2 protein-coding genes and 1 rRNA gene are annotated in these 1,967 nt (G+C 32.1%); 2 read left to right on the top strand and 1 reads right to left on the bottom strand.

What is annotated here, in order from left to right; translation table 11 throughout:
• A 5S ribosomal RNA gene (rrf, locus tag J5Y03_RS19655) occupies window positions 1-86 on the top strand; the annotation flags it as partial.
• Window positions 87-227: 141 nt separating this feature from the next.
• Window positions 228-938, top strand: coding sequence for a class I SAM-dependent methyltransferase (locus tag J5Y03_RS19660; RefSeq protein ID WP_209407696.1), 711 nt, complete (start codon window positions 228-230; stop codon window positions 936-938).
• Window positions 939-1,085: 147 nt separating this feature from the next.
• Here J5Y03_RS19660 and J5Y03_RS19665 read toward each other — a convergent pair whose 3' ends face one another.
• A complete protein-coding gene (locus tag J5Y03_RS19665; RefSeq protein WP_209407697.1) occupies window positions 1,086-1,523 on the bottom strand; it encodes a lectin-like protein in 438 nt (145 codons plus the stop codon).
• Window positions 1,524-1,967: the final 444 nt, after the last annotated feature.

Consider the following 1,967-nt stretch of genomic DNA (forward strand, 5'->3'; position numbering starts at 1 on the left):
GTTCCCATCCCGAACACGGAAGTTAAGCTCTTTAGCGCCGATGGTAGTTGGGGGCTTCCCCCTGTGAGAGTAGGACGTTGCCTGGTAACTGTAAAAACTCTAGTCGTTTTGACTAGAGTTTTTTATTTTGACCGATCAAAATAAACGTAGTTATGCAATAAATAATGAACGAGTATCCTTCTATATGAATACGATAGTATCATCTCTGAAGGAATGGAGTTTTATAAATGAGGAATTTCACGTACATTGATTTGTTGGCTTTCTTAGAGATTGAAGACGCACATCCTGGAGGCTTTGAATTAACTAAGAGATTATTTAATAATCTTCCTCTATCATCGGAAAGTAAGATATTAGAAGTAGGATGTGGTTCTGGTAAAACCGCAAGTTATTTATATCATCTATATAAAAGTGATATTACTGCAATTGACATTAACAGGAAAATGTTAAGAAAAGCTATGCAACGATTTAAACACGAACAAGTTCCGATTAAACTACATGCTGCCAGTGCTGAAAACCTTCCTTTTTCAAATAACTCATTTGATGTAATAATATCTGAATCAGTTACAAGTTTTACAAATGTAAAAAAGTCTTTAAACGAATATAGTCGTGTATTAAATGATAATGGCTTTATACTTGCAATCGAAATGACAACAGAACGATTATTACTAGAGGATGAACAAAATGAAATTGAATCTGTATATGGAATTAAACAAACGTATACAGAAAATGAATGGATATCTTTTATAAAGAATGCTGGTTTTAAAAATATAAAAGTTATAGCTGGAAATACCATATCTAACGTTCCTTCTAGCTCTAGTTCAAGTCCTAGTTTTCAGCAATTACCTAGTTCTATTCTTTCTATGTATTATAAGCATCAAGAAATTCTTTTTCGATTTGGATATATTTTAGGATATAGAGTGTTTTTATGTCATAAATAAAAATTATTCTAAAAATACTTACGTTTTACAACTGATTTTTAGAATTATTCATTGTATGAAGAAACCTGCCCATTTAGACTACTTTGGGCAGGTTAAGATTCTTTTTTTTTTAGTTGGATAAACGTGTCTTATAAATGTTATCAGTGTTTACCAAAAGAAGAATAATGCAGCAAGGGCAATACCAGCAATAAAACCAATAGAAATAGCTATTGCACCGCCGCAACCAAAACCAAAAAAACCACCACGGCAATCCTCTCTCCGATCAAATCTCCGTTCTTCTCTCCGGTCAACTCTCCGGTCAAATCTTCGTTCTTCTCCCCATGCATTTCCATAGCCATAACTATTATAAGATGAATCACTTCTATTAGAGTAGTTGTTGTTTCTATTTCTATACTTACTATTATTTTTATTGTTTGAACTATTTGAATTTCGAGATGAACGCTGATTTGCTACTGGTTCAATCCACACTTTTTCGTTTGTTACTTTTGTAATTCTACCCACATGCTCTTTACCCGATTTGTCGTGGATACGAACAACCTTGCCCATATAACGATTACATAATTCACGGGAATCATTATAATGCATAAGAATCTCTCCCTTCCCTTTCTACAATATGGAAAAGTGAGTGGTGTGCTTGTACTTGTACCTAATTTAGGACAGTTATTAAGATATTGAATAATGCTATATGTATTAAATTTGCTGTTGATACTATTTAGTTTTATAGGAAATAGAAATTAATATTTATTTTTAAAAAAGTAATAAAATGCTTGTAATAGGTTTGTAAAGATGGTATACTATTTTTTGTTGTCACAAGAAAACAATTGATTGCAATATAAATTGTTTTAAAAAAATGTTGACTTATAATACTTATACATGATAAGATATTTAAGTCGCTAACAAGTGACAAAGTGAACTTTGAAAACTAAACAAAACATGAAGTAAACGTCAATTATTAGTTTTAGAGCACAAGATAAACAATCTATTATGGAGAGTTTGATCCTGGCTCAGGACGAACGCTGGCGGCGTGCC

It is taken from the genome of Gottfriedia endophytica (assembly GCF_017814275.1).
Lineage (GTDB): Bacteria > Bacillota > Bacilli > Bacillales > Bacillaceae_G > Gottfriedia > Gottfriedia endophytica.